Source organism: Limnohabitans sp. (genome assembly GCF_031539175.1).
Classification (GTDB): Bacteria; Pseudomonadota; Gammaproteobacteria; order Burkholderiales; family Burkholderiaceae_C; genus Limnohabitans.
In genome coordinates this window covers 1-26642 of the sequence record NZ_JAVKLQ010000061.1, presented here as the reverse complement: position 1 = coordinate 26642, position 26642 = coordinate 1, and the positions used below count along the sequence as shown (strand labels likewise).

General features: G+C 58.5%; 25 protein-coding genes and 1 riboswitch. Of the genes, 19 read left to right on the top strand and 6 right to left on the bottom strand.

The genetic code is table 11. The features are described 5' to 3' along the window. Nucleotides 1–30 precede the first annotated feature (30 nt). From xdhA to xdhC, 3 genes are read left to right on the top strand one after another with little or no spacing between them, the layout of a single operon-like run. Nucleotides 31–1506: a xanthine dehydrogenase small subunit gene (gene xdhA / locus RMS95_RS11335; protein ID WP_310646248.1), complete on the top strand. Its 1476-nt coding sequence runs from the start codon at nucleotides 31–33 to the stop codon at nucleotides 1504–1506. Then, nucleotides 1507–3867 carry a xanthine dehydrogenase molybdopterin binding subunit gene (gene xdhB, locus RMS95_RS11330; RefSeq protein ID WP_310646247.1) on the top strand — a complete coding sequence of 787 codons (2361 nt, stop codon included), beginning with the start codon at nucleotides 1507–1509 and terminating at the stop codon, nucleotides 3865–3867. Between the two features lie 6 nt (nucleotides 3868–3873). After that, the gene (xdhC, locus tag RMS95_RS11325) at nucleotides 3874–4746 is read left to right on the top strand and encodes a xanthine dehydrogenase accessory protein XdhC (protein WP_310646245.1); all 873 of its coding nucleotides are present in this window, start codon (nucleotides 3874–3876) and stop codon (nucleotides 4744–4746) included. Nucleotides 4747–4761: 15 nt separating this feature from the next. On the opposite strand, the gene RMS95_RS11320 is transcribed toward xdhC, so the two are convergent. Next, nucleotides 4762–5643, bottom strand: coding sequence for a LysR family transcriptional regulator (locus RMS95_RS11320; protein WP_310646244.1), 882 nt, complete (start codon nucleotides 5641–5643; stop codon nucleotides 4762–4764). A gap of 111 nt (nucleotides 5644–5754) precedes the next feature. Here RMS95_RS11320 and RMS95_RS11315 point away from each other — a divergent pair, with 111 nt between their 5' ends. The 8 genes from RMS95_RS11315 (at nucleotide 5755) to RMS95_RS11280 (ending at nucleotide 14770) form a co-directional block, all read left to right on the top strand. Further along, nucleotides 5755–6741 carry a tripartite tricarboxylate transporter substrate binding protein gene (locus RMS95_RS11315; RefSeq protein WP_310646242.1) on the top strand — a complete coding sequence of 329 codons (987 nt, stop codon included), beginning with the start codon at nucleotides 5755–5757 and terminating at the stop codon, nucleotides 6739–6741. A 1-nt stretch (nucleotide 6742) separates the two neighbouring features. Beyond that, entirely contained in the window at nucleotides 6743–7918 is a 1176-nt protein-coding gene (locus tag RMS95_RS11310; protein ID WP_310646240.1) for a M20 aminoacylase family protein, read from the top strand. A gap of 30 nt (nucleotides 7919–7948) precedes the next feature. Then, nucleotides 7949–8049, top strand: a riboswitch (glycine riboswitch). Nucleotides 8050–8221: 172 nt separating this feature from the next. Beyond that, the gene (locus tag RMS95_RS11305) at nucleotides 8222–9478 is read left to right on the top strand and encodes a D-amino acid dehydrogenase (RefSeq protein WP_310646238.1); all 1257 of its coding nucleotides are present in this window, start codon (nucleotides 8222–8224) and stop codon (nucleotides 9476–9478) included. Nucleotides 9479–9689: 211 nt separating this feature from the next. After that, complete coding sequence (locus RMS95_RS11300) at nucleotides 9690–10910, top strand: urate hydroxylase PuuD (RefSeq protein ID WP_310646237.1); 1221 nt, start codon at nucleotides 9690–9692, stop codon at nucleotides 10908–10910. 70 nt (nucleotides 10911–10980) lie between these two features. Then, on the top strand, nucleotides 10981–11742 hold the full coding sequence (gene modA, locus RMS95_RS11295) for a molybdate ABC transporter substrate-binding protein (RefSeq protein WP_310646235.1): 762 nt from the start codon (nucleotides 10981–10983) through the stop codon (nucleotides 11740–11742). 9 nt (nucleotides 11743–11751) lie between these two features. Next, on the top strand, nucleotides 11752–12444 hold the full coding sequence (modB, locus tag RMS95_RS11290; protein ID WP_310646233.1) for a molybdate ABC transporter permease subunit: 693 nt from the start codon (nucleotides 11752–11754) through the stop codon (nucleotides 12442–12444). Then, nucleotides 12441–13529 carry a molybdenum ABC transporter ATP-binding protein gene (gene modC / locus RMS95_RS11285; RefSeq protein ID WP_310646231.1) on the top strand — a complete coding sequence of 363 codons (1089 nt, stop codon included), beginning with the start codon at nucleotides 12441–12443 and terminating at the stop codon, nucleotides 13527–13529. Before modB ends, modC begins: the two co-directional genes overlap by 4 nt. A 74-nt stretch (nucleotides 13530–13603) precedes the next feature. Beyond that, entirely contained in the window at nucleotides 13604–14770 is a 1167-nt protein-coding gene (locus tag RMS95_RS11280; protein ID WP_310646229.1) for a mandelate racemase/muconate lactonizing enzyme family protein, read from the top strand. A gap of 16 nt (nucleotides 14771–14786) precedes the next feature. Here the strand turns inward: RMS95_RS11280 and RMS95_RS11275 are convergent, their stop codons facing one another. Both RMS95_RS11275 and RMS95_RS11270 read right to left on the bottom strand, forming a co-directional pair. Beyond that, entirely contained in the window at nucleotides 14787–15527 is a 741-nt protein-coding gene (locus RMS95_RS11275) for an LrgB family protein (RefSeq protein WP_310646228.1), read from the bottom strand. Further along, nucleotides 15520–15870: a CidA/LrgA family protein gene (locus tag RMS95_RS11270; protein WP_310646226.1), complete on the bottom strand. Its 351-nt coding sequence runs from the start codon at nucleotides 15868–15870 to the stop codon at nucleotides 15520–15522. The genes RMS95_RS11275 and RMS95_RS11270 overlap by 8 nt, the downstream gene beginning before the upstream one ends. A 136-nt stretch (nucleotides 15871–16006) precedes the next feature. Between RMS95_RS11270 and RMS95_RS11265 the strand changes: the two genes are divergently transcribed. Then, on the top strand, nucleotides 16007–16321 hold the full coding sequence (locus tag RMS95_RS11265; protein WP_310646225.1) for a type II toxin-antitoxin system RelE/ParE family toxin: 315 nt from the start codon (nucleotides 16007–16009) through the stop codon (nucleotides 16319–16321). Further along, nucleotides 16314–16601: an addiction module antidote protein gene (locus RMS95_RS11260; protein ID WP_310646224.1), complete on the top strand. Its 288-nt coding sequence runs from the start codon at nucleotides 16314–16316 to the stop codon at nucleotides 16599–16601. The genes RMS95_RS11265 and RMS95_RS11260 overlap by 8 nt, the downstream gene beginning before the upstream one ends. 3 nt (nucleotides 16602–16604) lie before the next feature. On the opposite strand, the gene RMS95_RS11255 is transcribed toward RMS95_RS11260, so the two are convergent. Continuing rightward, the gene (locus tag RMS95_RS11255; protein WP_310646222.1) at nucleotides 16605–18008 is read right to left on the bottom strand and encodes an 8-oxoguanine deaminase; all 1404 of its coding nucleotides are present in this window, start codon (nucleotides 18006–18008) and stop codon (nucleotides 16605–16607) included. Then, nucleotides 18005–18910, bottom strand: a complete 906-nt coding sequence (locus RMS95_RS11250) for a LysR family transcriptional regulator (protein ID WP_310646220.1) — start codon at nucleotides 18908–18910, stop codon at nucleotides 18005–18007. Before RMS95_RS11250 ends, RMS95_RS11255 begins: the two co-directional genes overlap by 4 nt. A 103-nt stretch (nucleotides 18911–19013) precedes the next feature. Here RMS95_RS11250 and RMS95_RS11245 point away from each other — a divergent pair, with 103 nt between their 5' ends. Genes RMS95_RS11245 through RMS95_RS11235 form a run of 3 tightly spaced genes read left to right on the top strand, consistent with a single transcriptional unit; the run spans nucleotide 19014 to nucleotide 22411 of the window. Then, nucleotides 19014–20078 (top strand): tartrate dehydrogenase, encoded by a 1065-nt coding sequence (locus tag RMS95_RS11245; protein ID WP_310646218.1) that lies wholly within the window; start codon nucleotides 19014–19016, stop codon nucleotides 20076–20078. Between the two features lie 25 nt (nucleotides 20079–20103). Beyond that, on the top strand, nucleotides 20104–21063 hold the full coding sequence (locus tag RMS95_RS11240) for a tripartite tricarboxylate transporter substrate binding protein (RefSeq protein WP_310646216.1): 960 nt from the start codon (nucleotides 20104–20106) through the stop codon (nucleotides 21061–21063). A gap of 49 nt (nucleotides 21064–21112) precedes the next feature. Next, nucleotides 21113–22411, top strand: a complete 1299-nt coding sequence (locus RMS95_RS11235) for a glycerate kinase (protein WP_310646215.1) — start codon at nucleotides 21113–21115, stop codon at nucleotides 22409–22411. Here RMS95_RS11235 and RMS95_RS11230 read toward each other — a convergent pair. After that, nucleotides 22408–22854, bottom strand: coding sequence for an acyl-CoA thioesterase (locus RMS95_RS11230; RefSeq protein WP_310646213.1), 447 nt, complete (start codon nucleotides 22852–22854; stop codon nucleotides 22408–22410). The two genes, RMS95_RS11235 and RMS95_RS11230, sit on opposite strands and share 4 nt — an antisense overlap. 88 nt (nucleotides 22855–22942) lie before the next feature. On the opposite strand from RMS95_RS11230, the gene RMS95_RS11225 reads away from it, so the two are divergent. The 3 genes from RMS95_RS11225 to RMS95_RS11215 are packed head-to-tail and all read left to right on the top strand — an operon-like array spanning nucleotide 22943 to nucleotide 26494. Continuing rightward, nucleotides 22943–24499, top strand: coding sequence for an ABC transporter ATP-binding protein (locus tag RMS95_RS11225; protein ID WP_310646211.1), 1557 nt, complete (start codon nucleotides 22943–22945; stop codon nucleotides 24497–24499). Continuing rightward, nucleotides 24486–25574, top strand: a complete 1089-nt coding sequence (locus tag RMS95_RS11220) for an ABC transporter permease (protein WP_310646209.1) — start codon at nucleotides 24486–24488, stop codon at nucleotides 25572–25574. The genes RMS95_RS11225 and RMS95_RS11220 overlap by 14 nt, the downstream gene beginning before the upstream one ends. Continuing rightward, entirely contained in the window at nucleotides 25574–26494 is a 921-nt protein-coding gene (locus RMS95_RS11215) for an ABC transporter permease (RefSeq protein WP_310646208.1), read from the top strand. The genes RMS95_RS11220 and RMS95_RS11215 overlap by 1 nt, the downstream gene beginning before the upstream one ends. Nucleotides 26495–26642 lie beyond the last annotated feature (148 nt).

Sequence of the window (26642 nt, the reverse complement as noted above, 5' to 3'; positions counted from 1 at the left end):
TCTTCCCCCCAGATTTCCACACCCCACACCATGACCCAAGTCACCAACACCGTGCGCTTTGTGCTCGACGGCCAGATCGTTGAAGCTCAAGGCGCTCGTCGCACCACCACCGTTCTTGATTACCTGCGCGAGCAGCTTCACCGTACCGGCACCAAAGAAGGTTGCGCTGAAGGCGACTGTGGCGCCTGCGTGGTGATGGTGGGTGAGCTCAATGCCGCTGGCACGGGCGTGGACTATGTGGCCACCAACGCATGTATCCAGTTGTTGCCTTCGCTCGACGGCAAATCCATCAAGACCGTGGAAAGCTTGAAAAAAGCTGACGGCACCTTGCACCCCGTGCAAGATGAGATGGTCAAGTGCCACGGCTCGCAGTGCGGCTTTTGCACCCCCGGCATCGTGATGAGTTTGGTGAACCTGGTGCAAACCAACACCTCGCCCGTGCGCCAAGAGATCACCGACGCCTTGAGCGGCAACTTGTGCCGTTGCACAGGCTACGCGCCCATCATCGACGCGACAGCCAAGGCTTGTCAGAAGAAATCAGCTTTGAAAGTCGACGACAGCGCCGACTTGCCGCTGCTCAAAGAAATCAAGCGTGCAAGCACCCCCACCATGAGCCTCGACGGCGAGATCATCGTGCAGCCGGTGGTGCGCACCAAGAAGGGCAACGAGTTTGTGTCACCCGCCACCTTGGCGGAAGTGTCTGACTACTTGGTCAAGCACCCCACCACCACTTTGTTGGCTGGCAGCACCGAAATTGGTTTGCAGGTGAACAAGCAGTTCGCGCGCCCCGACCACATCATGTATTTGGGCAACGTCAAAGAACTGCGCCAAGTCACTGAGACCGACAAGGCTTGGCGCATTGGCGCTGCGGTGTCGCTGGCCAAAGTGGAAGAGTTGGTGGCCAAGGCCTACCCCGACTTTGCCGAAGTGCTGCGCCGCTTCGGTTCGCCCCCCATCCGTTCGACCGCTACCTTGGCGGGCAACATTGCCAACGGTTCGCCCATTGGTGACTCCATGCCTTGCTTGCTGGCGCTGGGTGCCAACCTCGTGTTGCGCCGTGGCGAGAAGACCCGCAACGTGTTGCTGGAAAACTTCTACACCGGCATGAAAAAGAGCGTGCTCGAAGCCGGTGAGTTCATCGAAGCGGTGGAGTTGCCCAAGCCCGTGGCCGGCCAAGTGTTCCGCGCCCACAAGGTGAGCAAGCGTTTTGAGCAAGACATTTCGGCCACCTGCGCGGCCATCAGCTACACGCTCAAAGGCGGCAAGTTGGCTGGCGTGAAGCTGGCCTACAACGGCCTCAGCCCATTCCCGGCGCGTGCACCCAAACTCGAAGCTGTGCTTGAAGGCAAATCGCCAGCAGACGTGAAAGCTGCAGATCTGGATGCCGCGATTGCCGCCAGCTTCACTGCACGCGACGGCCTGCGCGCCACATGGGCGTATCGTGCTTTGGTGGCTCGCAACTTGGCCTTGGAATTCATCGAAGAACAAACGAAAGAGGTGGCTTGAATGAACGCTCCTACCGCACTCAAAAACCTGTTGCCCGCTTCGGGCGTTCAGCAAGGCACGGACGTCGTTCACGAATCCGCACACCTGCACGTGACCGGCTCGGCCACTTACATCGACGACATCCCTGAGCACGCCGGCACCTTGTATGCCGCGCTCATCTTGTCGCCTGTGGCGCATGGCGAGTTGATCGGCGACGGCATTGACCGCGAAGCCATCTTGCGTGAGCACGGCGTGGTGGCGGTCTACACCGCCAAAGACATTCCCGGCGAAAACAACTGCGGCCCCATCGTGCACGACGACCCGTTCCTCGCCGCTGGCAAGGTCGAGTTCGTTGGCCAAGCTGTGGCCGTGGTGGTGGCGCGCGACATGCTTTACGCCCGCGAAGCCGCGCACAAAGCCAAGGTGTTGGTGAAAGAACTCAAGCCCATCTTGACGGTGGAAGAGGCGATGGAAGCCAACAGCTTCATCATGCCGCCCAAGGGCATCACACGCGGTGACGCTGCTGCGGCCATTGCCAGTGCACCTCACACCATCAAAGGCACCACGCGCACGGGTCAGCAAGAACAGTTCTATTTGGAATGCCAAATCACCTATGCGGTGCCTAAGGAAGACGGCCAGCTCACGTTGTACGTGTCGACCCAACATCCAGACGGCAACCAACGCGAAGCCGCACATGCTTTGAACCTGCACACCAACGACGTCGAAGTGATATGCCGCCGCATGGGTGGTGGCTTTGGTGGCAAAGAAGGCAACGCCAGCATCTTCAGCCAAAGCGCTGCCTTGGCTGCGTTCAAGTTGCAAAAGCCCGTCAAGTTGCGCATCAACCGCGACGACGACATGACCATCACCGGCAAGCGTCACGATTTCCGCATCGATTACGAAGTGGGCTTTGACGACAACGGCCGAGTCTTGGGCGCTGACATCACGCTCATGTCGCGCTGCGGTTACAGCACCGACTACTCTGGCCCTGTGAACGACCGCGCTTGCCTGCACATCGACAACAGCTATCACATCCCAGCTTTGAAGTTGGTGAGCCACCGCTGCAAAACCAACACGCAAAGCGCCACCGCTTTCCGAGGTTTTGGCGGCCCACAAGGCATGTTCGGCATCGAGACGGTGATGGACGAGATTGCGATGACTTTGGGCAAAGACCCGCTGGAAGTGCGCAAGCTCAACCTCTACAAAGACCCCGCCATCAGCGGCACGCCCGACACCATGACCACCCAATACAACCAGCTCATCGAAGACTGGGTGGGTGACAAGGTGATCGCGCAGGTCGAACACGAATCTAACTACGCCGAACGCCGCGCAGCGGTGCAAGCCTTCAACGCGAAGAGTAAAACCCGCAAGCGCGGTTTGTCGCTCGTGCCTTTGAAGTTCGGCATCAGCTTCACGGCCACACATTTGAACCAAGGTGGCGCGCTGTTGGTGGTGTACATGGACGGCTCGGTCAGCTGTAACCACGGTGGTACCGAAATGGGTCAAGGCCTCAACACCAAGATGGCACAGGTGTGTGCCGATGGTTTGGGCATCAGCGTGGACCACGTGCGTATCACGGCGACCGACTCACAAAAAGTGCCCAACGCTTCGGCCACTTCCGCATCGAGCGGTGCTGACATCAACGGCGCAGCCATCATGAACGCGACCATGCAAATGCGCGAGCGCTTGAAGCCTGTGGCAGCCCGCATGTTGGGCTGTGTTGAAGGCGATGTGACCTTTGCAAACAACGAAGTCCACGGCGGCGGCAAGTCCGTCAAGTGGGCCGATGTGACCAAGCAAGCGTGGCTCGACCGCGTGGGCTTGAGCGTGACGGGCTTCTACATGACGCCCGAAATCAAATACGACTTCACCACCCTGAACGGCCGTGCTTTCTATTACTACTGCTACGGCGCGGCCGTGAGCGAAGTCGAGATCGACACCCGCACCGGCGAGTGGTGGCTCAAGGCCGTGGACATCGTGCACGACGTGGGCCGCAGCATCAACCCAGCCCTGGACAAAGGCCAGATCGAAGGCGCGTATGTGCAAGGCATGGGCTGGCTCACCATGGAAGAGTGCATTTGGGACAAGAAGGGCAAACTGCTCACGCACGGGCCAAGCACCTACAAAATTCCAGTGGCGGGCGACATCCCTGAGCACTTCAAGGTGTCGCTGTTTGAAAACCAAAACAACAAGCCCACGCCTTTCAACAGCAAGGCCACGGGCGAGCCACCGTTGATGTTGGGTCTGTCTGCCTTCTTCGCCCTGCGCGATGCCGTGGCTGCCAGCGCCGACCACAAAGCGGTTGTGCACATGGATGCACCGGCCACGCCTGAGCGCATCTTGATGGCGTGCGAAGCCGTCAAGGCCAAGGCCGCGGCTTAAACCTACGTGCCTCGCCACACCGCTGAGCTGCTGAACCAACTCCAACATGCCGATGGCGTGTTGGTGTCGGTCGACAGCGTGCAGGGCTCGGGTCCGCGTGAGGTGGGCGCATGGATGGCCGTTTTCCCGCAGACCTTGGTCAACACCATTGGTGGCGGGCATTTGGAGTTTCAGGCGATCGCAGAAGCGCGCGCTTTGTTGTCGCGGCCTGCGCATATCAACCTTCTCGACAATGCAGCGCCGTCTGTCAACGGTCACGCCGCATCGCCGCTCACGCACGAAGACAACGCGCTCACCACGCGCTACGCCCTTGGCCCCGCCCTGGGCCAGTGTTGCGGCGGCGTCGTGCATTTGAAGTTTGAGCGCATCAGTGCCGCTGACGCATCCTCTCTCAAACAACGACTCTTGGCCAACGGCCAACCCCTTGCACTCTTTGGTGGCGGCCATGTGGGCCGAGCTTTGGTGAATGTGCTTAGCACCTTGCCCTACAACGTGCAGTGGGTGGACAGCCGTGACGAAATCTTCCCCGCTCACTTGCCGCCCAACGTGGTGTGCGAACACTCTGACCCTGTGCACGCCGCCGTGGCTGATTTGCCCAGCGGGGCGAGCGTGCTCATCATGAGCTTCAGCCATGCCGAAGATCTAGACGTGGTGGCCGCTTGCCTCCAACGCCAACGCCTGCATGGCGATTTGAAATTTGTGGGCCTGATTGGCAGCAAAACCAAGTGGGCCACGTTTCAGCACCGCCTTGAAGCCAAGGGCTTCACCGCGCAAGAGTTGGCCTTCATCACCTGCCCGATTGGCGTGAGCGGCATCACGGGCAAAGAGCCCGAAGTCATTGCGGTGGCGGTGGCCGCGCAGTTGCTGCAGTTGCGCTGACTATCAACCTCAGTATCAGTCCTTCATCACCTCGCGCATCAACGTGCGCACTTTGCCAAGCAGTGGCGGCTCGGTGCGTGATGCCATGGTGATCAGGCCAAATCGCGCGTTGGCATTCAGGGCGGGCGAGAGGTCGATTTCCACCAAATCAGGGGCAGACGCACGAATGGCCAGCACGATGGCGTCGCCCTTACGCGCCACATCCAGCAAGCTCGATATTTCTTCACAGCGCAAATTCACCAAGGTGTCGGGGTGTGCTGCTGGGCCAAATTTCTCGATTAGCAATCGCGCCACTTCATCGCTCAAGGGCGTGGAGGCAATGGGGTAGTCGCGCAGTTGCGCAAAGGCCACGCTGCGTTTTTTTGCCAGTGGGTGACCACGGCGGCACATGAACGTGCCTTTCATTTCTTGCAAGGCTTCGATCTTCAAGTCGGTGGCGGGTTTGAGTGAGCGAATGTCCAGCACCAAGGCGTCGAGCGTGCGTTCGCGCAGCGCCTGCACCAACAGCGCCGTGCTGCCGCGTGAAATGTCGATGTGCGCCTGCGGATGTTCGGTGGCCATCAGCATGAGCAAGGGCGTCATCAGCATGGCGCCTGGGCCTGAACCGAGGCCTATCCGAAATTGGCCGATCTCGCCTTTTTTCAGCTGCAAACTGGTTTGACGTAACTCGTTGGCCTCGTCCACCAACACGCGGGCGCGCTGCACGATGTGTGTGCCAAACGCCGTGAGCTCATTTTTTCGACCGACACGGTCGAACAAGGGCTGCCCCAATTCATCCTCGAGTGCTTTGATGCTGCGGCTCAAGGCGGGTTGGGTGAGGTGCAGTTTGATGGCCGACTGGCTGAATGACCCGCTGGTGGCCAGTTCGATCAAATGCTTGAGTTGAACCAAGGTCATGGCTGTTCCCATCTATGCATAAAAGTTATGCTAATTGTCATAAAAATGCATTGGACATTATAGGAACGGCTTTTTACGATGCAGCCATAACAACCACTTTGGAGTCGAGACATGTCAAACCAATTCATCCGCTGGGCCGCTTTGCTGAGCGGTTTGTTCTTGGCGGGCGCGGTCTGCGCGCAGAGTTATCCCAGCAAACCCGTCACTTTGATGGTGCCGTACCCCGCAGGTGGTTTGTCGGACGTGATTGCCCGCACCGTCAACAACACCTTGTCCAAAAACTTTGGACAACCGGTGATCATTGAAAACTTGGGCGGTGCCAGCGGCTCCATTGCGGCGCAAAAAGTGTTGAATGCACCCGCAGACGGTCAGATCATTTTTCAGGGCTCGCCCAACGAGTTGATCTTGGCCCCCTTGGCCATCTCGGCCGTCAAGTTCAAGAGCGAAGACTTCCGTTTGGTGCAGATGATTGCCACGGCTCAAATCGGTTTCTTGGCGCGCAAAGACTTGCCCGTGAACAATGTGGATGAGTTTTTAGACTACGCCCGCAAAGAAGCCAAAGCCGGACGTCCCATCACGTACGCCAGCGTGGGCCCAGGCTCGTTCTACCACCTGTTGGGCGAGCACTTGTCCAAAGTGACCGACATTGAAATGACACATGTGCCCTACAAAGGCGCGGCCCCGGCCAACCAAGATTTGTTGGGCGGTCAGGTGGATATTTTCTTGGCTCCGTTTGGCAAGTCGTATGAAGAGTTGCAAAAGCAAGGTAAGCTCAAAGTGTTGGCCATGCTCAACCGCGATCGCTTGGAGTCGGTGAAAGACTACCCCGCCATCAGCGAGAGCAAGTCCTTGAAAAACTTCACCTTCAACATTTGGACAGGCTACTTCGTCAAGAAGGACACGCCCGAGGCCACGGTGCAAACCATCCACAAAGCCATCACCGATGCATTGACCGATCCAGCCGTGCGCAGTGGCTTAGAAGCCAACAGCCAGCTGGTGGCCAAGCCCCTGTCCTTGCAAGATGTGGGCAAAGCGTATGTAGACGGCACGGCGCAGTTCCGCGCCATTGCCAAGTCGATCAACCTGCAGCCTCAGTGACATGACCTACTTGCGTGATGCGCTCACCGACCGAGTGGGCGAGTTCATTCAGCTGCGACGCGACATTCACCGCCATCCCGAGCTGGCGTTTGAAGAGCACCGCACCTCTGAGTTGGTGGCTGCCAAGTTAGAAAGCTGGGGCTATGCCGTGCATCGCGGTTTGGGTGGCACCGGCGTGGTGGGCACCTTGAAGCGGGGCAGCAGCTCACGCTGCTTGGGCCTGCGCGCGGACATGGATGCCTTGCCCATTCAAGAAGCCACAGGCGCTGAGTGGGCCAGCGTCAAGCCTGGCCTCATGCACGCCTGCGGCCATGATGGTCACACCGCCATGCTGTTGGCTGCCGCTAAAACGTTGGCGCAAGACCCGACGTTTGACGGCACCTTGAATTTGATTTTTCAACCCGCCGAAGAGGGCGGCGGTGGTGCGGTGCGCATGATGGCCGATGGCCTCTTCGAACAACACCCTTGTGATGCCGTGTTTGCCATGCACAACATGCCGGGCACGCCTGTGGGCCACTTTGTGTTTCGCGACGGCGCGGCGATGGCCTCAAGCGATTACGTCACCCTGCGCATTCATGGCACGGGCGGGCATGGCGCCATGCCGCACCGCGCGGCCGATCCGTTGGTGGCTGCAGCTTCCATCGTGATGGCGCTGCAAACCGTGGTGTCGCGCAACGTCGATCCGCTGCACACCGCCGTGGTCACCGTGGGCGCGTTGCATGCGGGGCAAGCCAACAACGTCATTCCGGCGTTGGCGACGTTGGAGCTCAGCGTGCGCTCGCTCGACCCTGGGGTGCGTCGCTTGTTAGAGCAACGTATCAAAGCCTTGGTGACCGCACAAGCCGAGAGTTTTGGCGTGCGGGCCGAGATCGATTGGCGGCCGGGTTATTGCGTGTTGGTGAACTCGGCGGCTGAGACCGACTTTGCGCGTCAAGTGGCGCTCGATTTGGTGGGGCCAGAGCGCGTCACCTTGCAGGGCCCCGCGTTGACGGGCAGTGAAGACTTTGCCTTCATGCTTGAAAAAATTCCTGGCAGCTACTTGTTGATTGGCAATGGTGACGGCGACTCTGCGGGGGCGTGCATGGTGCACAACCCCGGCTACGACTTCAATGACGACAACATCGCCACCGGCGCCGCCTATTGGGTCGCGCTTGTTGAAAGGTTTTTCACTCACTAAAATGATCTGAAATTGATTCGACCTTGTGTCGACGTGTGATCGGGAGAGACTGCCAACGCCAACGTGTGCTGGGCAGCGCCGAAGGAGCAACCGCCCCGGAAACTCTCAGGCAAAGGGACCGGTCACACGCACTTATCTCTGAAGAGCTGCTGCCGCATTCGTCTGCCAGTGCACCGAAGGAGCAAGCGCGCTGCGTTCAGCCGTGCGTGAATCTCTCAGGTCCAGAAACAGAGGGGGCGCACTAGGCATGCGGCTTGCGTGCTTGGCGCTCAATCCCCTGACGTTTTTGAAAGCTCATTTCCTATGAAAACAATTGCAGTCATTGGTGGCGGCATCACCGGTGTCACCACCGCTTACGCCTTGGCAAAACGCGGTTTTAACGTGACCTTGTTCGAACGCCATCGCTACGCCGCGATGGAAACGTCGTTTGCCAATGGTGGCCAGCTCTCGGCGTCCAACGCCGAAGTCTGGACGCACTGGTCCACCATCCTCAAGGGCTTGAAGTGGATGCTCAAAAGCGATGCACCGCTGTTGGTCAACCCCGCACCGACTTGGCACAAACTGTCTTGGTTTGCCGAGTTCATTGCCGCCATGCCCCATTACGAGCGCAACACGGTCGAGACGGCGCGCATGGCCGTTGCTGCCCGTGAACATTTGTTTGCTTGGGCGCAAGAGGAGGGCATCGACTTTGATCTCAAGCGCGAAGGCATCCTGCACATTTATCGCGATAAAAAGGGTTTTGACCACGCAGGCCGAGTGTCTGTCATGCTCGCCAAAGGCGGTTTGCCACGTCGTGCAGTCTCGCCTGAAGAAATGAAAGCGATTGAACCCACGTTGGCGGGGACGTACTACGGTGGCTACTTCACGGAGAGCGACTCGACAGGCGATATTCACAAATTCACTCATGGCCTCGCCGCTGCCGCTGAGCGTTTGGGAGTGCGCACCTTGTACGGCCAAGAGGTCACATCGGTGCAGACCAGTGGCCAGCAAGCCGTGGTGACCGTGACACAACAAGCCGTCACACCCAGCGTGCACACCTTTGATGGCGTGGTGGTTTGCGCCGGCGTGGCCAGCCGTGACTTTGCGGCCCAATTGGGCGACCGTGTGAACATTTACCCCGTCAAAGGCTATTCCATCACCGTCAATTTGAACGATGAAAAAAGCCAAGCTGGCGCGCCCAATGTCAGCCTGCTGGATGACGAAACCAAGTTGGTTACCAGCCGCTTAGGCCTCAACCGCTTCCGCGTGGCAGGCACCGCGGAGTTCAACGGCATTGACCGCGACATTCGCGCCGATCGCATTCGCCCGCTGATTGCGTGGGTGGAGCAGTGCTTCCCCAACATCAACACCCGATCGGTGGTGCCATGGGCGGGCTTACGTCCAATGATGCCCAACATGATGCCGCGCGTGGGCCGAGGCAAAGCCGCCAATGTGTTTTACAACACGGGCCACGGACATTTGGGGTGGACCCTGTCAGCGGTCACCGCCGATATGGTGGGGAATGTGGTGGCCGAGTCTGCCCGTGGTGTTCAGATGACTGGCGCTCTGCAACCCGCTTGATGCCCTTGGCAAAGCCCCGGCTAGGCGTGCGTCTTGCTAGGGTTTCTCCGAGACTTGCCCGCTATGCTTGGCGACAAAAAGTGTATACACTTAGTGTCACCTGTCGCAGCGGAGCAGGCCTTGGTGTCGAGGCCTAGTTCGCGACCCTCGTGTCTTCACAGTGCCCGCAGTGGTGAATGACAAACTTTGAATCAAGTGACTGAGGTTCGACATGGACACCTATTTTCTCGACTGGGCCAACCTGCTATTGCGTTGGGTACACGTCATCACAGCCATTGCATGGATTGGCTCGTCCTTCTACTTTGTCTTCCTCGACAACAACCTGATCAAACCCAATTCGCCTGATCTGCTGGAAAAAGGCGTGGATGGCGCGATGTGGGCGGTGCATGGCGGCGGTTTTTACAACCCGCAAAAGTACATGGTGGCCCCGAAGAAGATTCACACCAAGCTGCACTGGTTCTATTGGGAAAGCTATTCCACATGGCTCACAGGCTTTGGCTTGTTCACGGTGCTGTACCTCTGGAACGCGGGCACATTCTTGATCGACAAGTCGCTGATGGACTGGTCGCCCGCCGCGGCCATCACCGCTGCTTTGAGTTTTTTGGTCGCGTTTTGGTTGATCTACGACGCGGTGTGCCGCGTGTTTGGTTTCCGTGAAAACGGTGAGCGCACCGTCGCAGGTTTGATGATTGTGGTGGTCGCGTTTGCGGCTTGGCTGTCATGCCAGTTGTTCGCGGGCCGTGCCGCCTTTTTGTTGGTCGGTGCCATGATTGCCACATCCATGAGCGCCAACGTGTTCTTTTGGATCATCCCTGGTCAACGCAAAGTGGTGGCCGCCATGACTTCGGGCGTGGCGATGGACCCCAGAGAGTTGGCCACCCACGGCAAGCGCGGCAAGCAGCGCAGCGTGCACAACACGTATTTCACGCTGCCCGTCATCTTTGCGATGCTGAGCAACCACTACAGCTTTCTGTACACGCATGAACACCATTGGGTGATCTTGGTGTTGATGATGTTATCGGGCGCCTTGATTCGCCAGTTCTTTGTGCAACGCCATGGTTACCACTTGGGTCGCGCCAAGAACCCGCTGCCATTTGCGATTGCAGGCGTGGTGATTTTGCTCAGCGTCATTGTGTGGATGCGGCCTGCGCCCTCGGCTTCGGTTGCTGGTAAAACCGCGGTGGAAGCGCCAGTGAGCTTTGCCGAAGTGAATGCGGTGTTTGTGCAGCGTTGCCAAGCATGCCATGGCGAACAAGTGCAAATGAAGAATGTGCGTTTTGATACCCCCGAAGGCGTCAAGCTGCACGCTTTGAACATTTACCAACAAGCCGTGGTGACCAAGCAAATGCCAATGAACAACGCCACGGGTATTACCGAGGCAGAGCGTGCCACCATCAAGCGTTGGTACGAGGCGGGCGCTGCACTGAATTGATTCAGCGCAGTGGGTGCATCAAGGCCGCTATCTATACTGACGCGACTTTGATTCACCCCTCAAATTTTCCATGACATTGCGTTTGTTTCTGGCCTTAGCTGGCTCGCTGTTTGGTGCGCTGGCGCAAGCCGGCGAAGTGACGGTGGCAGTGGCCGCCAACTTCACCGCCCCCATGCAAAAAATCGCCCAAGCGTTTGAGCAAGACACGGGGCACAAAGCGCAGCTGGCCTTTGGCGCGACAGGCAAGTTTTACGCGCAAATTAAAAACGGTGCGCCGTTTGCCGTGTTGTTGGCCGCCGATGACGAAACCCCCGCACGTTTAGAAAAAGAAGGCCTCGTTGTTGCAGGCACGCGCTTTACCTATGCCACGGGGCGCTTGGCGCTGTGGAGCAAAAGTCCCAGCTTGGTGGACGACCAAGGCGACGTGTTACGCGGCAACCGCTTTGAAAAACTGGGTATTCACAAGATTGCCTTGGCCGACTCCAAGCTCGCACCGTATGGCGCAGCAGCGATGGAGGTGATGACGCATCTCGGCGTATGGCCTGCCGTTAAGACGAAGCTGGTGCAAGGCGAAAGCATTGGCCAAACCTACCAGTTCGTCAGTACCGAAAACGCACAGCTTGGCTTTGTGGCCTTGTCACAAATCTCATTCGACGGTCGTATCACCCAAGGCTCTGCGTGGGTCGTGCCGCAAAGCATGCACACCGCCATCAAGCAAGACGCCGTGTTGCTCAACGCAGGCAAAGACAACGCCGCCGCAATCGCGTTGTTGAAATACCTACAAGCCGACAAAGCCAAGACCATCATTCGCCAATACGGCTACGCCTTGTAAAGTGTGGGCATGAATTTAAGCGCCGAAGATTTCCAAGCCATCGCACTCACGCTGCAACTCGCCAGCGTGACCACCGTGCTGCTGCTGTTGCTTGCCACGCCGGTTGCGTGGTGGCTGGCGCACACGCGATCTGCTTGGCGCGCGCCTGTGGCCTCGCTCGTGGCGCTGCCTTTGGTGTTGCCGCCTACGGTGCTGGGTTTTTATTTGCTCATTGCTTTGGGACCCCATGGTCCGATTGGACAGTTCACGCAATGGGCGGGCTGGGGCACGTTGGCGTTTAGCTTTTGGGGCTTGGTGTTGGGCTCAGTCGTTTACTCGCTGCCGTTTGCCGTGCAGCCGCTGGCCAATGCATTTGAAGCTATGGGGCCGCGCCCCATGGAAGTGGCTGCCACCTTGCGGGCCAGCAAGTGGGATGCGTTTTTTACCGTGGCCGTGCCGCTGGCCAAGCCCGGTTTTGTGATGGCCGCCATGCTGAGCTTTGCGCACACCGTCGGTGAGTTTGGTGTGGTGCTGATGATTGGCGGCAACATCTCAGACAAAACGCGCGTGGTGTCCACCCAAATTTATGGCCATGTGGAAGCGATGGCATATTCACAAGCGCATGGCTTGGCTGGCGTGATGTTGGTGTTTTCGTTTGTGGTGTTGTTGGGGCTGACGTGGTTTAACCGTCGCTCAGACCAGCGCAACAAGGTGGGCGTATGAACATCCATCTCAAGCTAGACATTGCGCGTACCGACTTTGATGTGTCGGTCGATGTGCAGCTGCCCGCGCATGGCATCACTGTCATTTATGGTTCATCGGGCTGCGGCAAAACCACCTTGCTGCGTTGCGTCGCTGGGCTAGAGCCCTCGTCACGTGGCTTTGTGCAGCTGGGCCATGAGGTTTGGCAAGACGATACGCAAGGTGTGAACTTGCCTACGCATCAACGCGCCTTGGGTTATGTGTTTCAAGAGGCGTCGTTGTTTGACCACTTAGACGTGGCGGGCAACTTGGCCTATGGCCACCAACGTGCCGAAAAAAACAACCGCAATGCGATGAGCCAAGCCGTGCAACAGCAAGCCATTGAGTTGCTGGGCATTGGCCACTTGCTCAAGCGCCGCAGCCACGAAATGTCGGGCGGCGAGCGCCAACGCGTGGCCATCGCCCGAGCCTTGGTCACGCAACCGCGCTTGCTGTTGCTCGACGAACCCTTGGCCGCACTTGACCACGCTCGTCGACAAGAAGTGCTGCCATGGCTAGAAAAACTGCGCGATGACCTGAACATTCCCATGCTCTATGTGACGCACGCGGTGGACGAAGTGGCCCGCTTGGCCGACACCCTGATGGTGATGAACCAAGGCCGCGTGCAAGCCAACGGTCCTGTGGCCGACGTGCTGACCCAAGCCAACCTGCCCGTGGTGGTGGGCGAGGATGCGGGTGCGTTGCTGACAGGCATCGTGCTCAACATCGACACCCAATGGCACTTGGCTCAAGTCGGCTTTGCCGGTGGTGCGCTGTGGGTGCGCGATAGTGGTTTGAGCGTAGGCCAAACCGTGCGCCTGCGCGTGCTGGCCCGCGACGTGAGCGTGACGTTGAACGAAGCGACGCAGACCAGCATTCAAAACCACGTGCCCTGCGTGGTGGACGCCATCACGCCAGAGGCACATCCCTCACAAACTCTGCTGCGCTTGCGTTGTGGTGACACCGTGCTGCTGGCGCGTGTTACTGCGCGTGGGGTGCACGAGTTGGGGCTGCAGGTGGGCATGCCCGCTTGGGCGCAGGTGAAGTCGGTGGCGTTGGTGAAGTAAAACCTAAGCCTTTCTCTACAGCCCTTACTTATCGCAATTGAACAGACAACGACTTGAATCAATGAGGAATTGAAATGAAAATTGTAGAAATCAGAGAAGTCACCTTGCCGATCAGCTCGCCGATTCGCAATGCCTACATCGACTTTAGCAAAATGACATTGAGCCTTGTGGCCGTCATCACCGATGTGATCCGCGATGGCAAGCCTGTCGTGGGTTACGGCTTTAACTCCAACGGTCGCTATGGGCAGGGCATGTTGATGCGCGAGCGATTCATCCCTCGCGTGCTCGAAGCCAAGCCAGAGAGCTTGCTCGACGACAGTGGTAACAACCTCGACCCCCACAAAATTTGGGCCACGATGTTCACCAACGAAAAGCCTGGTGGCCATGGCGAGCGTTCGGTGGCCATGGGCACCATCGACATGGCGGTGTGGGACGCGGTGGCCAAGATTGAAGGCAAGCCCTTGTTCCAGTTGTTGGCAGATCGCTATGGCAACGGCCAACCCAATCGCAAAGTGTTTGTGTATGCGGCCGGCGGTTATTACTACCCAGGCCAAGACCACGAAAAACTCAAAGACGAAATGCGCAGCTACATCGACCGTGGCTACTCGGTGGTGAAGCAAAAAATCGGTGGGGCGTCTTTGGACGAAGACCTGCGCCGCATTGACTCGGTTTTGAGCGTGCTGCAAGACGGCCAAAAGCTGTGCGTCGATGCCAACGGTCGCTTTGACCGTGACACTGCCGTGGCTTATGCCAAAGCCTTGTCGCAATACGATTTGTTTTGGTACGAAGAGGCGGGCGATCCCCTCGACTATGAGCTGCAACAAACCCTGCGCAGCTACTACAAGAACCCCATGGCCACGGGTGAAAACCTGTTCTCGATGCAAGACGCGCGCAACCTCATCCGTTATGGCGGCATGCGCCCTGACCGCGATTGGTTGCAGTTCGACTGCGCCTTGAGCTACGGTTTGGTGGAGTACCTGCGTACCTTGGACATGCTCAAAGAGCACGGCTGGTCAGCCAGCCGTTGCGTCCCGCATGGCGGCCACCAAATGTCTTTGAACATTGCGGCAGGCTTAGGCTTGGGCGGCAACGAAAGTTACCCCGATTTGTTCCAACCCTTCGGCGGCTTCCCCGACGGCGTGAAGGTGGAGAACAGCTACATCACCATGCCAGACCTGCCCGGCATTGGCTTTGAAGGCAAGTCGGATTTGATCAAGGTGATGCAGGACTTGTCGCGCTAACTCGCTTGGTCTTGCTTTAAAACCACCAAGCCACGGCATACGGAATCGCCACCGCGCCGACGATGCCGTGCAGACCCATGCCGAGGCTGGCATAAGCCCCTGCCTCGGCATTGACGCTGAACGCGCGTGAGGTGCCAATGCCATGTGCGGCCACGCCCAGTGCAAAACCGCGTTGCCACCACTGCGTGATGCGCAAAGCGTCCAGCACATAACGGCCCAGCACAGCACCCAAGATGCCGGTGCTCACCGCAAAGATGGCGGTCAAGGTGGGCGAGGCCTGCACGCGTTCGGCAATGCCCATCGCAATGGGCGCGGTGACCGACTTGGCCACCAAGCCACGCACCAGCGACTCGTCCACACCCAACCATCGCGCCACGCCCACCGCGGTGAAGACGGACGTGATGCCACCCGCGACCAGCGACAACATCAACACGCCCATGCGCCCCTTGAGCGACGCCAAACCTTTGTAGATCGGAATGGCCAGCGACACCGTGGCTGTGCCTAACAAGAAGTGCACAAACTGCGCGCCCTCGAAATATTTGGCATACGGCATGTCGAGCACGCTGATGCTGAGCGTGACCACCACCACCGCAATCAACACAGGGTTGGCCAGCGGGTTGCGCTGGCTGCGCTCGTACAGCGTGAGGCCCAGCAAATACGCGCTCAGCGTCAGTACCAGAGCCAGCAGCGGGCTGCCCGAGAGGTACACCCAAATGTCAGAGATGGGCGGCAAGTGCGTTTGGAATTCGTTACTCATGTGCTTGGTCCCTTTTTGCCAACACTTTGAGCAAGCCCGCCGTCACCGCCACCGTGGCCACCACGCTCACCACCAGTGCTGCGCTGATGGCCCATGCGTTGGCCTGCAACACCGGCAAATAAAGCACCACGCCCACCGATGCGGGGATGAACAACAATCCCAAGTGCTGCAGGATGCTGCCGCCCACCAAATCAATCGCCGCAGGCACGTGGCCGCGCACGCTGAGATACGCCAACAACAACACCAAGCCCAACACGGGGCCAGGGATGAAGGGCAGGGCGAACTTAGAGACCAGTTCGCCTAGGGCTTGGAAGATGAAGAGTTGGACGAGGCCTTGGATCATGGTCGCAGTGTAGGCGTGCGCGTGTGTTGGGGAGAGTGCCAACAGTTTTGACTTTTCGTTTAACTCTCTTTTGCTGTGGCTTCTATAAATAAACCGCGTTGCTGAGCTTTTCCCAGTTAAACATGAAAGTATCTAAATGGATACAATGAAGCGCTACCACCTAGAGCAAACATCCGCGTTCAGTCGCTGGCTCAAAAGCCTGAAGGACTTGCAAGCCAAGGCAGCCATTGTGTTGCGGCTCAAGCAAGTGCAAGCTGGCCACTTGGGGGATGTGAAGCATGTGGGTGGTGGCGTGTCTGAATTGCGGTGGCACTTGGGGCCTGGCTACCGCGTGTATTTTTGTAAACGCGGAGATCAGATTATTTTGTTGCTCGCAGGCGGCGAAAAATCAACACAGCAGCGCGATATTGTTCGCGCTCAACAATTGGCCAGGGAGCAAACGCATGGGTAAGACAACAGAATTTGATGCAGCCAGCTATCTCGATAGCGAGGAAATGATTGCTGAGTATTTGAACCAAGCCTTGGCAAGCGGCGACACCGACTTGTTGCTGTCAGCGATTGGTGATGTGGCCAAGGCCAGAGGCATGGCGCAGATTGCGCGTGATACGGGTTTGGGGCGTGAAAGCCTTTACAAGGCTTTTGCAACAGGGGCTAAGCCGCGGTTTGATACGGTCCTCAAAGTTTTGCGTGCATTGGGCGTTGAAATACACGCCTATCCTCAAGCTCATTGAGCTTTACTTTGCCCCCAACGCCAACTGCAAAGCCAGCTGGTTATGCCTCTCAATCAACGGCCCCATGTCCACCGTTGCAATCTCACCCTTGCGCACCACCACGCGACCATTCACGATCGTGTAGTCCGCGTTGTCGCTGGCGCACAGCAGCAGCGCGCCGACGGGGTCGTGCACTGCGCCACCGGCCATGCTGAGCGTGTCTGTGCGGAACATGGCGATGTCGGCGCAATAACCCTCTTTGATTTGCCCCAGCTCGTGTGCGCGGCCCAGCACTTCTGCGCCGCCGCGTGTGGCTAGGCGCAGGGCGTCGCGGGGTGTCATCTCGGCGGGGCCGTGGTCGCAACCGAAGTCATCGAGCGCTCGGCCCACGCGTGCCAGCAGCATGGCTTGGCGGGCTTCGTTCAGCAGGTGGGCGGCGTCGTTGCTGGCGCTGCCGTCTACGCCTAGGCCAATGGGTACGCCGGCGTCTAGCATTTTGCGCAGGGGCAAGATGCCGCTGGCCAATCGCATGTTGCTGCATGGGCAGTGGGCAATGCCGGTGCGCGTGCGGGCAAACAAATACGTGCCTTCGTCGTCCAGCTTCACGCAGTGGGCGTGCCACACGTCGTGGCCCACCCAGCCTAGGTCTTCGGCGTATTGCGCGGGCGTGCAGTTGAATTTTTCTTTCGTGTACGCAATGTCGTGGTCGTTCTCGGCCAAGTGCGTGTGCAGGCGCACCTTGTGTGCGCGGGCCAGTTTGGCGGCTTCGCGCATGAGGTCTTGGCTCACGCTGAAGGGCGAGCAGGGGGCCACGGCCACATGCGTCATCGCACCAAAGCTGGCGTCGTGGTAGGTCTCAATCAGGCGTTGGGTTTCTTTGAGGATGAAGGCTTCTTTTTCCACCACGCGGTCCGGCGGCAGGCCGCCTTGGCTTTCGCCCACGCTCATGCTGCCGCGTGTGGCTGTAAAGCGCATGCCAATGGTGTGCGCAGCTTCAATGCTGTCGTCCAATCGCACGCCGTTGGGGTAGATGTACAGGTGGTCGCTGCTGGTGGTGCACCCACTCAGCAGCAGCTCGGCCATAGCCACTTGGTTAGACACCAACACCATCTCGGGCGTGAGCCCCGCCCAAATGGGGTACAGCCCTTTGAGCCAGCTGAACAGCTCGGCGTTTTGCACCTGTGGCACGGCGCGCGTGAGGCTTTGCACCATGTGGTGGTGAGTGTTGATCAGGCCCGGCGCCACCACGTGGCGGCGGGCGTCAATCACCTCATCCACTTGCTTCAGTAGCTCGTCGATGTTTTCGTCGGCTGGAATGATGCGTTCAATGCGGCCACCCTTCAGCAGCAGCGAGGCGTCGTTGAGTTCGGTATTGGCATCGTCTTGGGTGGCGATGCAGCGGGCGCGGTGGATGAGCAAGGTGGTCATGGCGAAGACTTTAACGCCTCAGAAACAAACGCCACAAACGCTTGCACACGCGCAGCTGTTTGGTGGCGGGGTGGGTAAACGGCATAAATGTCAGCGGCGGGTGTGGGGTAGTTGTCCAGCACTTGCCGCAAGCGGCCACTGTGCAGGTATTTGGCGATATCCCACTCGGCGCGCATGAGCACGCCGTGTCCTGCCAATGCCCAGCTGACGGCAATTTCGCCGTCGTTGGTGCTCAGCGTGCCACGCACTTTGACGGTGTCCATTTTTTTGCCATTCAGAAAATGCCAAATGCCATAGGCCTCATCGCCTTGGCGAATGCCAATGCAGCTGTGTTGCGCCAAATCTGCCGGTACTTTGGGCGTACCGTGCTTGGTCAAATAGGCTGGCGAGGCGCAAATCAAACGTCGGTTCGACGCGATGCGCTTGGCCATCACGCGCGCGTCTGGCGGCTCACCAAAGCGAATGCACACATCAAACGCATCGTCATTCAAAGGCGGCGGGTTGACCGTGAGTTGCAACTGAACCTCCACCTCGGGGTAGCGTTTGGCAAATTGTGAGATCAACGGCGCGATGTGGCTGCGGCCAAACCCCAGTGTGGCGTTGACACGCAGCAAGCCTTTGGGGGCGGCAAGGGCGCTGCTGACTTGGCGCTCCATGTCGTCAATGTCAGCCAAGATGCGGCGAGCGTGGGCCAAATACAACTCGCCTTCAGGCGTGAGGCTCATGCGTCGCGTGGTCCGGTGCATGAGTTGCACGCCCAAGCGGCTTTCCATTTGCGAGAGTCGTTTGCTGACTGCGGGCGTGGTGACGTTGAGTTCGCGTGCGGTGGCCGACAAGCTGCCGGTACGCACTAGCAGACTGAAAAAAGCCATTTCAGAAGGGGCAGAGCTGGGGGTGGCCATTGTTGAATCATATTCAACAGTGGGTTCAATTTGTGATTGTTTGTAAATTTACAAGTCGCATAAGGTTGAGACTTGTTTCAACCTCCACAGACAGCCCCTATTTATGAAGACCTACAAAATCGCATGCATTCCTGGTGACGGCATTGGCAAAGAGGTGGTACCCGCCGGCCAGCAAGTGCTGGAGGCCCTCGCGGCAGCCCGCCAAGATTTCAAATTCGAGTTCACCAGCTTTGGCTGGGGCGGCGACTGGTACCGCACCCACGGCGAGATGATGCCCAAAGACGGCCTCGACGCCCTGCGCCCTATGGATGCCATCTTGTTTGGCTCGGCCGGTGATCCGCACATTCCTGACCACATCACGCTCTGGGGCTTGCGCCTGAAGATTTGCCAAGGCTTTGACCAATACGCCAATGTGCGCCCCACGCGCATCTTGCCCGGTATTGACGCGCCCTTGAAGCGCTGCACAGCCAACGACCTCGATTGGGTCATCGTGCGCGAAAACTCCGAGGGCGAATACTCGGGCGTGGGTGGTCGCGCGCACCAAGGTCATCCGATTGAAGTGGCCACCGACGTGTCGATGATGACCCGCGCTGGTGTGGAGCGCATCATGCGTTACGCCTTCAAGCTGGCCCAATCGCGCCCTCGCAAATTGCTGACCGTGGTGACCAAGTCGAACGCGCAGCGCCATGCGATGGTGATGTGGGACGAAATTGCCGTGCAAATCAGCCAAGAGTTTCCTGACGTCAAGTGGGACAAAGAGCTGGTCGACGCAGCCACGGCGCGCATGGTCAATCGCCCCGCCACGCTGGACACCATCGTGGCCACCAACTTGCACGCAGACATCTTGAGCGACTTGGCGGCGGCGTTGGCAGGCAGCCTTGGCATTGCCCCCACGGGCAACATCGACCCCGAGCGTCGTTACCCCAGCATGTTCGAGCCCATTCACGGCTCGGCCTTCGACATCATGGGCAAAGGTCTGGCAAACCCTGTAGGTACTTTCTGGAGTTGCGTCATGCTGTTGGAGCACTTGGGCGAGCACGATGCCGCCAAGGTGTTGATGCATGCCATTGAGCAAGTCACAGCCAACCCTGCTTTGCACACAGGCGACTTGGGCGGCAAAGCGACCACCGCACAAGTGACCCAAGCCGTCTGTGCCTTGATGGCCTAATGAATTAAAACTAGGAGACACCACCATGCGTTTCAAATTGCCTTTGCGTGTTCTGACCGCTCTGTCTGCGCTGCTCACCGCAGCCGCTTTTGCCCAGCCGTGTCCCGATAAAAACGTGCAGTACTGGCAGGCATTTCCACCTGGTGGCGAGTCCGACTTGTCGGCACGTCACCAGCAAGCCGTGCTGAAAAAGAAGTGCGCGGCCATCGACACCATCGTGCAATACAAAGCCGGTGCAGGCGGCGCCTTGATGTGGACGCAGATGAACAGCCTGCCTGCAGACGGCGTGAACGTTGTGGGCATCAACTTGCCGCACATCGTGTTCCAGCCCATTGAGGGCCAAGTGCAGTACAAGACCGCTGACGTCACGCCGGTGTATTGGTTCCACTACACCCCTGACATCTTGGTGGTGCCTGTGGCCAGCCCAATCAAAACCTTTGCTGAGTTTTTAGCCGCCGCTAAAAAAGAGCCGGGCAAGTTGTCCCTCGGTGGTTCGGGTTTGAACTCGGCCAACCATGCCGCGCATGAGCGTTTGAACGCAGCTTTTAACGTCAAAACCATCTACATCCCCTTCAAAGGAACGGGTGACATGACCACCGCCGTGTTGGGCAGCCAAGTCGATGGTGCCATCACCTACACGCCGTTTGCCATCAGCAACAAAACGCGGGTGCGTGCCTTGGCTGTGGCGATGGAGCAACGTCATCCGCTGATGCCCGATGTGCCCACGTTCAAAGAGTTGGGTGTGAACTGGGTGGACGGTGCATATCGCGGCATTGGCGTGCCAAAATCAGCCACGCCCGAGCAGCGCAAGCGTTTGTCTGAGCTGTGGGCCAACCTCAACAACGACCCCGAAATGAAAGAACTCGCAGCCAAAAACGGCTTTGAATTGGTCAACATCGGTGTGGATCAAATGGATGCCTTCATGAAAGAACGCACCCAGCTCTACACCGAAGGTGCTGCGCGTTTGGGTCTCGGCAAAAAGTGAGCTTCCTCTGATTTCTTCGACCCCCTCTGTTTTTCAGTCGCCTGCAGCTGTGTCCGCACAGCCGCAGGTTTTTTTACGCCAGCTGTACGACGCCGCGGTGTTGCGCGCCTTGCCGCTGCACAACACAGCCGCGTATTTGCCCAACCCGCCCAAGGGGCGCACGGTGGTGCTAGGCGCTGGCAAAGCGGGTGGCGCCATGGCGCAAGCGGTGGAGGCGTTGTGGCCCGCTGACAAACCGCTGTCGGGTTTGGTGGTCACGCGTTATCACCACATCCCGCCACGTCCTGCAGGCTTGCCTGAGCGCATTGAGGTGGTCGAGGCTTCGCACCCTGTACCTGATGCCGCAGGTTTGGCAGCTGCCGAACGCATTTTGGAATTGACCCAAGGCTTGACCGAAAACGACTTGGTGTTGTGCTTGATTTCAGGCGGCGGCTCGGCCTTGTTGACCTTGCCTGCCGAAGGTTTGACGCTGGAAGACAAGCAGCGCATCAACCGCGATTTGCTCAACAGCGGTGCCAACATTGGCGAGATGAACTGTGTGCGCAAACATTTGTCCCGTATCAAAGGCGGGCGTTTGGCGGCAGCTTGTGCACCCGCGCAAGTGGTGACGCTGACCATCAGCGATGTCCCAGGTGACGACCCCTCGGTCATTGCCAGCGGCCCCACCGTGGCCGACCGCACCACCTGCGCCGATGCGTGGGCGATTTTGCAGCGCTACAAAATTGAGGTGCCTGCCGCGGTTGAAGCCGCGTTAAAGGCAGGCACGTTAGAAACGCCCAAGCCAAGTGCGCAATGGGACAAGCAGCCGGTTCACATGATTGCCACACCTCAGCAATCGCTCGATGCCGCGGCAGAGCTAGCCCGTGCGGCAGACTTGAATGCGTATGTCTTGAGCGATGAGCTCGAAGGCGAGTCACGCGAAGTGGGCAAGGTCCATGCCGCTTTGGCGCGCGCTGCGGCGCATGGCAAAGGCCCGTTTCAAAAACCCTGCGTCATTTTGAGTGGTGGCGAAACCACGGTCACCATCCGCAAGCAACCCGAGGGAACGCCCAAAGGTCGTGGCGGTCGGGCCGGCGAGTTTTGTTTGGGGCTGGCTGTGGCCCTCCAAGCACAAGAGGGGGTATGGGCCATTGCCGCTGACACCGATGGCATCGACGGCATCGAAGACAACGCCGGTGCCGCCGTGTCACCCGACACCTTGGCTCGTGCCGAGGCGCAAGGACTGAAGCCTGCCAATTGCTTAGACCGCAACGATGCCTATGGTTTTTTCAGTGCGGTGGGCGACTTGGTCATCACCGGCCCCACGCACACCAACGTCAACGACTTTCGGGCGATGCTGGTGCTTTAATCGCACAGGCTGCGAATGGATGGCGGAATGGCCACCGCACGGATGCCGGGCTGCGAGGCGTTGGCGCCTTCGCGGTGTGCGGCAAAGATGCGCACCTCATCGCACGCCATGATCAAGTCTTCGCCACGGCGAATGTCGTAATGCATCACGAAGCTTTTTTCACGCCATTCGGTGATGCTGGTGTGAATTTCCAGCAAATCACCATAACTGGCAGTTTTGACAAATCGTGCATGCGTGTCGACCAACGGCGTGCCGATCACGCCCAAGGTTTGCTCAGTCTCGTGCCATGACGGCACGCCGCATTGGACAAAGAAGTGGCGCGATGCCGCGTCAATCCAGCGAAAGAAGTTGGGGAACCAGACGATGCGCGCTGGATCGCAATCGCCAAATTCGACTTTTTGTGGGTAAACGATGGTTTTGCTCATGCTGGGATTGTCTGGCATTTAAGGGGTTTTTCTGGAGCTGGGTGTCGCGGGCACGGCCCTTGCGTGCTGTTAACCTTGTGTGCTTCACGAGCTTCGATGTTTTGTAATGTCCAGTCCCCGTTTGTCTCTCGCGCAAATCACCAAGCGCTACCCCGCTGTGGTGGCCAACGATGCCGTCAGTTTGACCGTGCAACCTGGCGAAATCCACGCCGTGTTGGGTGAAAACGGGGCGGGTAAGTCAACGTTGATGAAGATCATCTACGGCGCCGTGAAGCCCGATGCGGGTGAGATGCGTTTCAACGGCGAAGTGGTGCACATTCGCAATCCGCAAGAGGCGCGCCGCTTGGGCATCAGCATGGTGTTTCAGCACTTCAGTTTGTTCGACACGCTCAGCGTGGCCGAAAACGTGTGGCTGGGCTTGGACAAGTCACTGCGCCTCGCCGAGGTCACCCAGCGCATCACCGACACTGCCTCGCAATATGGTTTAGACATTGACCCGCAGCGCTTGGTGCACACCTTGAGTGTGGGTGAAATGCAGCGGGTGGAAATCATCCGCGCGTTGTTGACCAACCCGCAACTTTTGATCTTGGATGAACCCACCTCGGTGCTAACGCCACAGGCGGTGGAGAAATTGTTTGTGGTGCTGCGTCAACTCGCATCTGAAGGGCGCAGCATTTTGTACATCAGCCACAAATTGCACGAAATTCGTGCGTTGTGCACCGCATGCACCGTGATGCGTGCCGGTCGCGTGACCGGTGTGTGCGATCCGCGCCAAGAAACCAACGCGTCGCTGAGTCAACTCATGATTGGCAGCTTGCCGCCTGAACTGAACGTGCGCACACACCAGCCCGGCGCAGAGGTGTTGACAGTGCGCGATTTGCGTTTGATGGCTGACGATCCGTTTGGCGTGGACTTGAAGGGCCTCAACTTGCACGTGCGTGCAGGCGAGGTGGTGGGCATTGCCGGTGTGTCGGGCAATGGCCAGCGTGAGTTGCTTTTTGCCTTATCGGGTGAAGACCGACGTGCCCCGCACGACAGCATTGCTTTGTCCGGCCAATCGGTCGGCCGATGGAGCCCTGACCAACGCCGTACGCAAGGCTTGCATTTTGTGCCTGAAGAGCGTTTGGGGCGGGGCGCCGTGCCCAGTCTGAGTTTGGCGCAAAACCTGTTGCTCACCCGCCATGAAGCGGTGGCCAGCACGGGCTGGCTCAAAGCGCTGGGTTGGCTGAATTTGAAGACGTTGCAAACTCAAGCCGAGGCCATCATTGCGCGCTACCAAGTCAAAGCCGGTGGCCCCGATGCCGCAGCGCGTTCATTGTCGGGCGGTAATTTACAAAAGTTTTTGATGGGGCGCGAAATCGAAGCGGCCCCGAAGTTGTTGATCGTGTCGCAGCCCACGTGGGGTGTAGATGTGGGTGCTTCGGCACAAATTCGCGCCGCATTGCTGGCCCTGCGTGATGCAGGCTGTGCGGTGCTGGTGGTGAGTGAGGAGTTGGACGAATTGTTGGAACTGTCAGACCGTTTGCATGTCATCGCGCATGGTGAGTTGTCGCCAGCGCTGAGCCGTGAAGAGGCCAGCGTGTCACGGATTGGTGCTTGGATGAGTGGCTTGTGGAAAACACCGGCAGCCGTACAAGAGGAGGTGGCCCATGCTGCGCCTTGAGCCCCGTGCGCAGCCATCCACGCTTTGGCGCTATGCCTCACCCGTGTTGGCCTTGGCCATCACGGTGATCTTGGGTGTTGGGCTCTTCATGGCTTTGGGCAAAGACCCCGTGCGTGGCTTGGGGGTGTTCTTTTGGGAGCCCATCAAGAGCGTGTATGCCTTGTCTGAGCTGATGGTCAAAGCAACGCCCTTGTTGTTGATTGCGTTGGGCTTGGCCGTTTGCTTTCGATCGAACGTGTGGAACATTGGTGCCGAAGGTCAGTTCGTGATGGGCGCGGTCTTTGCCTCGGGCGTGGCCTTGATGGCCGACGCCAACACGGGCTCTGGCTTTTGGGTGTTGATTTTGTTGGCTGGCGTGGTGGGCGGCATGGTGTGGGCCAGCCTCACCGCGGTGCTGCGCGATCGCTTCAATGCCAGCGAGATTTTGGTCAGCCTCATGTTGGTGTACGTGGCGGTGATGACGCTGAACTACTTGGTCTACGGTCCATGGAAAGACCCCTTGGGTTACAACTTCCCGCAAACCAAAACCTTTGATGCCATCACGCAAATTCCCAAACTCATCACGGGGACCCGTGTGAATATCGGTGTTCTGTTGGCACTGGCCGGTTCTGCGGGCTTGTGGGTGTTTTTGTTTCGCACACATGCCGGTTTTGCGCAGCAGGTGGGCGGCTTGGCGCCCGATGCGGCCCGTTACGCCGGGTTCTCATCGCGCAAGGCCCTGTGGCTCGCCTTGCTCACGTCTGGTGCTGCTGCGGGTTTGGCAGGCGGCTTGGAAGTGGCGGGGCCGTTGCGTCAACTCACGCCCTTCGTGCCTGCGGGTTATGGCTTTGCCGCCATCATCGTGGCGTTTGTGGGGCGCTTGCATCCGGTGGGCATGGTGCTGTCGGCGGTGTTGATGAGCATGTTCTACATCGGGGGTGAGCTGGCGCAATCGCGCTTAGGACTACCCCGTTCGTTGACGGGCGTGTTTCAAGGCTTGTTGTTGTTCACGTTGTTGGCCTGCGACACCTTGATGCAATACCGTGTGCGCTGGGTGTCTAGTGCGTCGAATTCGCGTTCTGAGGGAGCACTGTGATGGAAACCTACGCACTGTTGTGGGCTGCCACCATGAATGCGGGCACTGTTTTGGCGCTGGCATCTTTGGGGCTTTTGATCAACGAAAAAGCGGGCATCGTGAATTTAGGGGCAGAGGGCATGATGCTCTGCGCGGCCATCGCAGGTTTTGCCACGGTCGCCACCACAGGGAGCGATGTGCTGGGTTTGTTGGCGGGTATGGCGGCCGGTGGCTTGATGGCGGCACTGTTTGGTTTGTTGGTGATTTGGATGAACACCAACCAGTACGCCACGGGTCTCGCGCTCAGTTTGTTTGGCGGCGGCTTCTCTGCCTTTGTGGGAACGAGCTTTGTGCAGGCCAAGTTGCCCGAGCGCATGCAGTTTGAGGTGCCCTTCTTGGCCGACCTGCCACTCATAGGCCCGGCTTTGTTCAGACACCATCCTCTGGTGTACGGCGCGATTGCACTGACCTTCGCTTTGATTTACTTCCTCTACCGCACCCGTGCGGGCTTGGTGTTGCGCGCCGTGGGCGAGTCGCCAGAGTCCGCGCATGCTTTGGGTTATCCCGTGCGTCGCATCCGTTTGTTGGCGGTGATCGCTGGCGGGTCGTTGTGCGGTTTGGCAGGGGCTTACATCTCCATCGTCTACACACCGCTCTGGGTGGAAGGCATGATCGCAGGCAAAGGCTGGATCGCATTGGCCCTCACGACCTTTGCCACTTGGCGTCCGGCACGCGTGTTGCTTGGTGCTTATCTGTTTGGTGGTGTCACGATGCTGCAATTTCATTTACAGGCGTCCGGCGTGGATGTGCCTAGCCAGTTCTTGAGCATGCTGCCTTACCTCGCCACCATCGTGGTGTTGGCTTTGATTTCACGCAATCCGCGTTGGTTGCGCGTGAACATGCCCGCTTCGATTGGTAAACCGTTTTTCCCCGGAACATAAATTGTTCGCTTGGCGGATTCAAGGACGAAGTGCAACACGCTTTAACGAGGCATGGAATACCTCGTGAGGTGTCTTGAATCCTAGTCGCTTTCTGGGGCGATGATTCAATCGGTTTTCAATCATAGTCAATTCCTCATCCGTCACGGTT

Bases quoted from the DNA above. Each gene is read 5' to 3' on its own strand.
- xdhA (WP_310646248.1), top strand. From the start codon at position 31: ATGACCCAAGTCACCAACACCGTGCGCTTTGTGCTCGACGGCCAGATC.
- xdhB (WP_310646247.1), top strand. From the start codon at position 1,507: ATGAACGCTCCTACCGCACTCAAAAACCTGTTGCCCGCTTCGGGCGTT.
- RMS95_RS11320 (WP_310646244.1), bottom strand. From the start codon at position 5,643: ATGACCTTGGTTCAACTCAAGCATTTGATCGAACTGGCCACCAGCGGG.
- RMS95_RS11315 (WP_310646242.1), top strand. From the start codon at position 5,755: ATGTCAAACCAATTCATCCGCTGGGCCGCTTTGCTGAGCGGTTTGTTC.
- RMS95_RS11310 (WP_310646240.1), top strand. From the start codon at position 6,743: ATGACCTACTTGCGTGATGCGCTCACCGACCGAGTGGGCGAGTTCATT.
- RMS95_RS11305 (WP_310646238.1), top strand. From the start codon at position 8,222: ATGAAAACAATTGCAGTCATTGGTGGCGGCATCACCGGTGTCACCACC.
- RMS95_RS11300 (WP_310646237.1), top strand. From the start codon at position 9,690: ATGGACACCTATTTTCTCGACTGGGCCAACCTGCTATTGCGTTGGGTA.
- modA (WP_310646235.1), top strand. From the start codon at position 10,981: ATGACATTGCGTTTGTTTCTGGCCTTAGCTGGCTCGCTGTTTGGTGCG.
- modB (WP_310646233.1), top strand. From the start codon at position 11,752: ATGAATTTAAGCGCCGAAGATTTCCAAGCCATCGCACTCACGCTGCAA.
- modC (WP_310646231.1), top strand. From the start codon at position 12,441: ATGAACATCCATCTCAAGCTAGACATTGCGCGTACCGACTTTGATGTG.
- RMS95_RS11280 (WP_310646229.1), top strand. From the start codon at position 13,604: ATGAAAATTGTAGAAATCAGAGAAGTCACCTTGCCGATCAGCTCGCCG.
- RMS95_RS11275 (WP_310646228.1), bottom strand. From the start codon at position 15,527: ATGAGTAACGAATTCCAAACGCACTTGCCGCCCATCTCTGACATTTGG.
- RMS95_RS11270 (WP_310646226.1), bottom strand. From the start codon at position 15,870: ATGATCCAAGGCCTCGTCCAACTCTTCATCTTCCAAGCCCTAGGCGAA.
- RMS95_RS11265 (WP_310646225.1), top strand. From the start codon at position 16,007: ATGGATACAATGAAGCGCTACCACCTAGAGCAAACATCCGCGTTCAGT.
- RMS95_RS11260 (WP_310646224.1), top strand. From the start codon at position 16,314: ATGGGTAAGACAACAGAATTTGATGCAGCCAGCTATCTCGATAGCGAG.
- RMS95_RS11255 (WP_310646222.1), bottom strand. From the start codon at position 18,008: ATGACCACCTTGCTCATCCACCGCGCCCGCTGCATCGCCACCCAAGAC.
- RMS95_RS11250 (WP_310646220.1), bottom strand. From the start codon at position 18,910: ATGGCCACCCCCAGCTCTGCCCCTTCTGAAATGGCTTTTTTCAGTCTG.
- RMS95_RS11245 (WP_310646218.1), top strand. From the start codon at position 19,014: ATGAAGACCTACAAAATCGCATGCATTCCTGGTGACGGCATTGGCAAA.
- RMS95_RS11240 (WP_310646216.1), top strand. From the start codon at position 20,104: ATGCGTTTCAAATTGCCTTTGCGTGTTCTGACCGCTCTGTCTGCGCTG.
- RMS95_RS11230 (WP_310646213.1), bottom strand. From the start codon at position 22,854: ATGCCAGACAATCCCAGCATGAGCAAAACCATCGTTTACCCACAAAAA.
- RMS95_RS11225 (WP_310646211.1), top strand. From the start codon at position 22,943: ATGTCCAGTCCCCGTTTGTCTCTCGCGCAAATCACCAAGCGCTACCCC.
- RMS95_RS11220 (WP_310646209.1), top strand. From the start codon at position 24,486: ATGCTGCGCCTTGAGCCCCGTGCGCAGCCATCCACGCTTTGGCGCTAT.
- RMS95_RS11215 (WP_310646208.1), top strand. From the start codon at position 25,574: ATGGAAACCTACGCACTGTTGTGGGCTGCCACCATGAATGCGGGCACT.